Below are 7,934 nucleotides of genomic sequence, written 5' to 3' on the forward strand. Positions count from 1 at the left end.
CCATGCTCCTTGGCGGCTTGGCCGTGCTATCCGGGCTTGGGCTAATCGATGTCGCGGCCTAACCATTCATTCAAGCCGACGCCTTCGGCGCGGCTTAACTCAAGGCGTTAGGCCATGTACTTCAGCACACGCCAATACCCAGAGTTTCGCGGCCTGAGCCGGCGCGAGCAGGGTGAGATCGCGTTGGCCGCCACACTACGCTTTGATTCGCGGCATGGGATCCGTTTTCTACTCGGTCTCGGCGTCAGTTGCCTTCTTGGGCTGGTGGTCGGCTACTTCACGAGCCCCATATGGCCCTCCGGCTACGCAGCTATCGCCGGCGGCCTGACTACTGGCTTCACTCTTTGGCTGTACTTGCTCTGGGAAATAAACGGAAACAGGCGCGCAGCCGTGGTGCGGCATTTTTCTGAGCGGCGCTAGTAATGCACTAGGCCCCGGGCGGCACGCGCGGAGGCCTAACCAATCATTCAAGCCGACGCCTTCGGCGCGGCTTAACTCAAAGTGTTAGGCCTCATGAAAGCACCCCTGCTCGCAGCCCTGGCACTGGCGTCGATATCTAGTGCGAGCGCACCACGCCAGCCGATTTTCGTGGAGTCTCCCTGCCGACCTTTGTACGAGTATCACTTTCTAAATCGGGCCGCTTCTGGTGGCGATTTCTATGGGGTAGAGCTGCTCTTGGGCCAAGGGGCCGACGTCAATGGCCTGGGCTACAGCGCGANGCCTCAGCTGAGACAATGACTCATCGTGTCCTATTCGTGTGCGCCAAGAACCGGCTGCGCAGCCCCACCGCGGAGCACGTCTTTTCCGATTGGGAGGGGGTCGAGACTTCATCAGCTGGGATCAACCGCGATGCGGATTCGCCGGTGACGCCTGAGCTCCTGGACTGGGCAGACACCATCCTCGTCATGGAGCCGTCCCATCGGGCCAAATTGGTCGCCCGATTCGGCTCACACCTTCGCGGCAAGCGCGTGGTGAGCCTCGGCATTCCGGATGACTATGAGTACATGGCCCCCGCCCTGGTCGAGCTGCTGCTGGCAAAGGTTCCCAGGCACTTGCCGCCCCGCAAGTAGCTGCCCTAGGCTGCGGCCTAACTGTTCATTCAAGCCGACGCCTTCGGCGCGGCTTAACTCAAGGTGTTAGGCGGCTCATGGTGCTGATCCCGCTACTCCTCATTGCCCTCGCCTCATCGCCACCTGCGGAGGCAAGTGAGGCCGGCTGCGAAGGAATCGACCCGCGCTTGATCCATTGTCCAGCGCCTATCGCCCCTCGCGCCCTTGGGCTCACCGATGGGAAAGTTGTCGTTCGGCTTGGCGTTCGCCCTGACGGCACCGTCGGTGAGGCTAAGATCGTTTCTTCGTCAGGCCATCGCGCCTGGGACAGGTCAGCCATCTTGGCGGTAACCTCATGGCGTTTCGGGGCTTCCTCCGATGGCTTCACCAAGGATTTGACGCTGCTACTAACGGTCGATGGCGGTACGCCGCCTAACTAATCATTCAAGCCGACGCCTTCGGCGCGGCTTAACTCAAGGTGTTAGGGCCCGCACGTGACATTACGGCAAGCGCATCCAACCGATATCGCGGCTATGCGGCGGGTTCGACTGTCCGTGCGAGAGAACGCGCTGTCCGACCCTTGCCGGATCACCGACTCTGACTACCTCGCTGCACTGGAAGAGCTGGGCCGGAGTTGGGTAGTCGAGGCTGACGGTGAGATTGTCGCCTTTGCCAGCGGGTACAAGAGCGGCAACATTTGGGCCTTGTTTGTCCATCCTGACCACGAGGGGCAAGGATACGGGACAGCGCTTCACTCTGTCGTGGTGGCCTGGCTTTGGGCGCAGGGTCACAAGCGCATCTGGCTGACCACCGGTCACGGCACTCGTGCGCAGCGTTTCTACCTCTCCCGCGGCTGGGAGCTCTGTGGCACAGTTCCCGGAGGGGATGTCCGGCTTGAGCTGGGCGGACCCTAACTGTTCATTCAAGCCGACGCCTTCGGCGCGGCTTAACTCAAGGTGTTAGGCCTGTAACGTTCTAGGGTTGCTTCGGCTCGTTCGCGGGCCGTTGTCGTTTCTGGGCTTCGGAGAGTTCGGTGGGGTCGTCCTCGCCGCCGGCGCTTTCAGTTCCTGGCGAGTGAGCGGCTGAGGCGGCCGGATCGGCCGCGCTCGTAAACCCATCATCCGGGCGGCCACCACCAGTTCTTCCGCAGTGGTTCGCGGCGCCGGCCCGGGCAAGCGGCTCCGTAGCAGCATGTGTCGTGCGCGTGGCCTCGAGGGGCGCGCCTTGGCCCGGCCTGGCGTCGGCACTCAGTGACGGTGCGCCAAAGCTTGCAGCTTGGCCGTCTCCGCCGTAACTTCCATGGCCTAACTAGGCGTTCAAGCCGACGCCGGGGTGTATATCAGGCTCATGTGGTTGCCGCGGCCGGCGCGGCTTAACTCAAGGTGTTAGGCCCCTATGACGGCTGACGAGAAATCCAGGCGCATGGCACTTCGGAGAGACGCAGGCAACCGCCAGCCTTCGTCGACGAAGCTGCCCGTAGGTGGCGGCCAGTATTTGGTCGCTCATGCCTGCTTCGCTTGCCGAAAGAGCTTCAAAATTGCCAACCGTCCGGAGCAAGCCACTTGCCCGAACTGCGGCGGCCCGATTCATTGGATGGGACGGTCATTCAAGGCCCCGGCGATGCGGGACCGAGAGCAATGGGCCAAAGTTCAGGCCTTGCATGAGGCGGGCTTTCGATTCTCCAGCTATCGTAGCCACGACTGTCCTCCGCTACCCTCGCGGCTGGCAGATGTTGAGGCGTTCATTCGAGACAACCCCAGGCATCCGTTCCGCGTGGGCGGGGCCTAACCAATCATTCAAGCTGACGCCGGACCGTCTATCCGGGTAAACCGACTGTCGCGGCCGGCGCAGCTTAACTCAAGGTGTTAGGTGCCAAGATGAAAATTCCCGCTCTGCTCGCGATTGGCCTGCTAGCAACCCCGACGCTCGCGCAAGCTTGCTCAGATCCCGTGGTCCGCACCTTCACGGAGAGCTTGGACAGTGCGGAACATGTTTTCGTTTTCCGCTTGAGCTCGCTGGAGCTCACGAACGATGAAGCTTGGCCCTCGAGTCTCAGGGGAAGAATCACATTAGTTCGTAGTCTCAAAGGCGGCGAACCAGCTGCGCGGAACATCGAGTTCGTCGCCGGTGCCTGTTGCAGTATCAAGCTAACGGTGGGGCGCTACTACCTTGCGGTCTCCAAGGTGAACTCGCAAACGTTGAGCCTCGTTCCTGGGGATCAGTCTGTAATCGACGTTACAGACGGCTTCACCGCCGGAGCGCGAAGCTCGCCGGAAGCACTTGGTCCCGTCGTGCGATTCCTGTCAGGCGAAGCTCTTCCTAAGGACTATCCGGGAGAGCATAGGCTAAGCTCAACACTTAGCTGCCCACTGCCCGCCGTTGGCACCTAACCCATCATTCAAGCCGACGCCTTCGGCGCGGCTTAACTCAAGGTGTTAGGCCGCTCAGGAGGCTTCGTTGCAGCCGAGCCAAGTACAAAATGAACCCGGCGTGGCACTCGGCATCGGCTTGATAGCAGTTCTAGTCGTACTGCTAGTGGCCACACTCGCCTCAGGGCTTGAGGCAGGTCCGATTGGTCCCGGCCCGAGCAGCACTTTTCTTGGCCTGTACCTCATGGCTTGGGGCGCAATGTTCCTGGCTAGCTACTACTTCAGCCACAAGACATTCTTCTTGCGTGGCCTCATCTGGGTCTGTGAACATTGGTCTAGCCCCAAGGGTCGAGGCATGGCTTTCTTCTACGCGGCACTTGCCATGCTCCTTGGCGGCTTGGCCGTGCTATCCGGGCTTGGGCTAATCGATGTCGCGGCCTAACCATTCATTCAAGCCGACGCCTTCGGCGCGGCTTAACTCAAGGTGTTAGGCCTTCATACTTGCCGCATCTTCGATTGATCCAGGAGCCGCTGTGAGCACAATCGCTAACGTCCGTTCCAAATCGCTCCGGAGGAGCGCTGGGTACTGGTTCTGGCTGTTTTGGGCTTGCCTCTTTCTAGTCGCATCGTGGATTGCTGCATTTCGCATCCCGGGTTCAGCCATATTCCTCTTCGCTTGCGTTCCGTTCGCCGTCGTCGCGGCTCAAGCCTCTGAGCAGGCCAAAATCAACCGAGCTCTCGTTGCGGAGATCGACGAAATGCGTGCTCTACTATCGACTATTCAGCACGCTTCCAGGGCGGAGCCTAACTAGTCATTCAAGCCGACGCCTTCGGCGCGGCTTAACTCAAGGTGTTAGGCCCACATGAACTGGCTAGATGCGATTGGCAAACACTTCGACGAAGTTGCGAAGTATCTCGGCAATGCCGCGTTGAGTCCGATCCTACCGGGGGACGCTGAGAACTACGGAATGAGCGCCGAGGCCCCCGATGGGACCTGGCAACTGAGCACGGGGCTGGACGGGCGTATCCGCTCCGTCTTCCTATTCCCGCATGCGGAGTTGCCACTTGGCATCTCTTGGACTATGTCGCGTCATGAGGCCCGGACACTTCTAGGCCCGCCTTCACGATCTCAGGAGGGCTCTACCGTCCCGATTCTCGGCGATTTCGGTCCCTTCGATAGATTTGACTCTACGTTCCACTGCATTCACCTAGAGTACGACGTTGATACGGACCGACTCAGGCAGGTAACGCTGATGCACCCTTCAGCCGCGCCCTGATACTTGCAGGCTGGTTAGCCTTATGGCCAAACCCATCTTGCAGAGCATTCGTCCATGGCTTAACGTCCGGCCTAACCAATCATTCAAGCCGACGCCTTCGGCGCGGCTTAATTCAAGGTGTTAGGCCTCATGAAAGCACCCCTGCTCGCAGCCCTGGCACTGGCGTCGATATCTAGTGCGAGCGCACCACGCCAGCCGATTTTCGTGGAGTCTCCCTGCCGACCTTTGTACGAGTATCACTTTCTAAATCGGGCCGCTTCTGGTGGCGATTTCTATGGGGTAGAGCTGCTCTTGGGCCAAGGGGCCGACGTCAATGGCCTGGGCTACAGCGCGACTCAGGAGTGCGGCTACAGCTTCGAGTTCAGCTCGCCCCTACGCGTCGCTGTGTCTACGAAGGACCTGAAGATGGTTGAACTTCTGCTTGATCGAGGGGCGGACCCGAATTTGGTGGAAGGGGTTGGCATCACCCCGACAGATATCGCGCGACGAGACGGGCCCAAGGAGATCCTTGATCTGCTCGTGAAACATGGCGGCCGATGAGGCCTAACTATTCATTCAAGCCGACGCCTTCGGCGCGGCTTAACTCAAGGCGTTAGACCTCATGAGTAGCACCAGTCGCACGATTGCCTCCTTCATTGCGGTTCCGGCCTGGCTCGCACTGTCGTTCCCATTGATGTTCCTGGCATACTTCGCGTCTGCGTTTATCCCTCGACTGTTGGGAAACTTCCTGTTCTTTTGGCCGCAGTACCTGTTCTCGTTTCGCTACGTGGTTGCCCCCGTCGCCGGCGGTTTTGAGCCGCTATTCAGTCCTGCGATTGCGCCAGTTGCCTGTGCTTTCTACTGGCTTGCAGTCTCGTTGGGCTATGGCATGCTGGCGCGGAACTGGCCAGCGCTACGCTCTCTTCTAGTTGGGTTTGCAGCCGTCGTGGCTGCGACGGCAATCCTTCATGCGGGCTTTGCGGCATTTGGTTACGGAGTGCAACTCGATGGGCCTTGAGCAAGAGGCCTAACTAGTCATTCAAGCCGACGTCGCTGCGCGACGCGGCTTAACTCAGGTGTTGGGCGCTATGGTCATACCTCCGCATCCGCCAGATATCGAAGCCGACATCACCTTCTTGAGTACCGAGCATGGTGGAAGATCAGATCCAGTGCGTTCCGGGTATCGGCCAAGCCATGATTTCGGGGTAGATGGCATGCTCAATGATGCGCAGCATGGGTACGTTGGCGTCGAGTCAGTCGCACCTGGCCAAGCTGCAAGAGCAGAACTTTGGCTACTGGCACCCGAGTATCAGACAGGGCGCTTTTTTCCAGGCTTCAAGTTCACGGTCCACGAGGGCGGGCAGCTGGTTGCTCGCGGCGTGATCGTAAAAGTGGTTAATCCGGCGCTCCGAGTTAGCGCCTAACCAATCATTCAAGCCGACGCCTTCGGCGCGGCTTAACTCAAGGTGTTAGGCCTCAGGGGTGCGATTTGCTGCAAGACCGCACTAAGTTCCTCGCTGCAGTTGCCGCACCGCTCGTGGCCGGCCTCTTCGGTGTCGCAGCGGGAGCGCTGATGGCTTGGATTGATCCCAGCGATGAGTTCAGTTGGGTCGGATTAGCGGCCTTACCGTTGTGGCTGCTTCTGGAGGCATACCTTGAGGGTGCAGCTGAGCTTTTCGGTCGCGGTTCCAAATGGTCTCGGATTGGGGCAGCATCTGCGGTGCTCGTCGGCTTCTACGGGGCATGGCTGGCGCTCCGCAGCTAGAGGCCTAACCAATCATTCAAGCCGACGCCTTCGGCGCGGCTTAACTCAAGGTGTTAGGCCTCTATGGCACCACGCAAGTCACTGACTCTGCTGTTCGTGGCGATCTACGCAACACTTTCGCTTTTCTGCGTGGTTGCACCTTCCGCCATTCCCGGCGTCTCATTTGTTTCGAGTGTGCTTGTGGGCCCTCCGCTGCTTCTCGTCTGGGGGGGCTCTGCCTGGCTGCTCTATGCTCTTCTCAGTCTCGTTCTGGCCGGGCTAGGGGGCGCGCTTCTTATGGTCCGATCGCCAGAGGTCAAGGTGATGGCGGGCTTCGGTATCGTGTGCACTTGGCTAGGGGCGGGGCTCTTCGCGACGGCACTTTCCGTCTGATACGGTAGGCCTAACTATTCATTCAAGCCGACGCCTTCGGCGCGGCTTAACTAAGGCGTTAGGCGCGGCGGCAGCATGTGGACTCTATCGCAAGTAATTTTTTGGTCGTCGCTTCTGCTCACTCTGGTCGGAAGCGCAACGCTTGCATCGCGTATCGCTTCTCCTTGGGCAAAGCTCATGCTGATTTCCGCCGCGTTCGCCGTTGTATCGCTGGCTGTCAATAACCTGCTTTTTGGCTATACCCAGTACCATCGGCACCTCAATCTAAGCTCAGATGCTTTCTACTTCCTACTGGAATATAGGTTCATGCCATCGAGCGCCGCTTTTCTTGTCGCGGCGCTCAGCTTTGTCATGGTTGCTCGCGGTACCGGGCGGCCTAACTAGTCATTCAAGCCGACGCCTTCGGCGCGGCTTAACTCAAGGTGTTAGGCACACGCAGATGCTTCGGACACTGTCTGTAATTGAGCTTCTTGCGGCGGCCGCGCTTCTGGCGGTGGCCGGCGTCCTAGCTGCAAACGCTAGGCTCTGCTGGTTCAATCAGGCATCGTGCGGAATGGTCGAGCCAATACTCGCAATGTTTGCGACTGCTGTCGCCTTTCCTCTGGCCGCTGCTGGACTACTTCATTGGCACCGCAAGCCGCTCGCCGGCACACTTGCGCTCGTTTTATCAGCAGCCGTTGTAGTCTTCCTCATCGGCAAGGCGCGACTGTGGTGGTAGCGCCTAACCAATCATTCAAGCCGACGCCTTCGGCGCGGCTTAACTCAAGGTGTTAGGCCGTGAAGATTGAAGGCGTCGAGTACAGGATGCAGATCGCTTCGGACATCAGTCGCGACGGAGTTGGCGTTGAGGTCTATCGCGTTGCCGAAACCGGCGAGGAGTTCATCCTGGAGATATTCCGGAGCGACAGCGACCAGACGTATGCTCTTTATCCAGGCCCCAATCCAATTCCTCTGGCTGTTCTAGAGCACGTCGTTCCCACCGCACGGAAAGAACTTGGGCCATTCGTGGCCTAACCAATCATTCAAGCCGACGCCTTCGGCGCGGCTTAACTCAAGGTGTTAGGCACATGAAACTGCGCTTCGCAATCTGCTTAGGCTTGTTGCTTCCCGGTGCCGCATACGC

8 protein-coding genes are annotated in these 7,934 nt (G+C 59.3%); all 8 read left to right on the forward strand.

Translation table 11 applies throughout. The annotated features are described in order from the left end of the window. The first annotated feature begins 114 nt into the window (after positions 1-114). The 8 genes from IEX13_RS14085 (at position 115) to IEX13_RS14115 (ending at position 7,825) form a co-directional block, all read left to right on the forward strand. Positions 115-420, forward strand: coding sequence for a hypothetical protein (locus tag IEX13_RS14085; protein WP_188665834.1), 306 nt, complete (start codon positions 115-117; stop codon positions 418-420). Positions 421-734: 314 nt separating this feature from the next. After that, the gene (locus IEX13_RS14090) at positions 735-1,070 is read left to right on the forward strand and encodes a low molecular weight protein tyrosine phosphatase family protein (RefSeq protein WP_188665837.1); all 336 of its coding nucleotides are present in this window, start codon (positions 735-737) and stop codon (positions 1,068-1,070) included. A 77-nt stretch (positions 1,071-1,147) separates the two neighbouring features. Further along, positions 1,148-1,489, forward strand: a complete 342-nt coding sequence (locus tag IEX13_RS14430) for an energy transducer TonB (RefSeq protein WP_188665840.1) — start codon at positions 1,148-1,150, stop codon at positions 1,487-1,489. 93 nt (positions 1,490-1,582) lie between these two features. Next, a complete protein-coding gene (locus IEX13_RS14435; protein ID WP_188665851.1) occupies positions 1,583-1,963 on the forward strand; it encodes a GNAT family N-acetyltransferase in 381 nt (126 codons plus the stop codon). Positions 1,964-4,824: 2,861 nt separating this feature from the next. Beyond that, entirely contained in the window at positions 4,825-5,235 is a 411-nt protein-coding gene (locus IEX13_RS14105) for an ankyrin repeat domain-containing protein (RefSeq protein WP_188665843.1), read from the forward strand. Between the two features lie 61 nt (positions 5,236-5,296). Beyond that, positions 5,297-5,692 (forward strand): hypothetical protein, encoded by a 396-nt coding sequence (locus IEX13_RS14110; protein ID WP_188665846.1) that lies wholly within the window; start codon positions 5,297-5,299, stop codon positions 5,690-5,692. A 70-nt stretch (positions 5,693-5,762) separates the two neighbouring features. Next, positions 5,763-6,098: an EF-Tu C-terminal domain-related protein gene (locus IEX13_RS14440; protein WP_425489113.1), complete on the forward strand. Its 336-nt coding sequence runs from the start codon at positions 5,763-5,765 to the stop codon at positions 6,096-6,098. Positions 6,099-7,588: 1,490 nt separating this feature from the next. After that, the gene (locus IEX13_RS14115) at positions 7,589-7,825 is read left to right on the forward strand and encodes a hypothetical protein (RefSeq protein WP_188665849.1); all 237 of its coding nucleotides are present in this window, start codon (positions 7,589-7,591) and stop codon (positions 7,823-7,825) included. The last annotated feature ends 109 nt before the right edge of the window (positions 7,826-7,934 follow it).

This window comes from Arenimonas soli (assembly GCF_014643775.1).
Classification (GTDB): Bacteria; Pseudomonadota; Gammaproteobacteria; order Xanthomonadales; family Xanthomonadaceae; genus Arenimonas; species Arenimonas soli.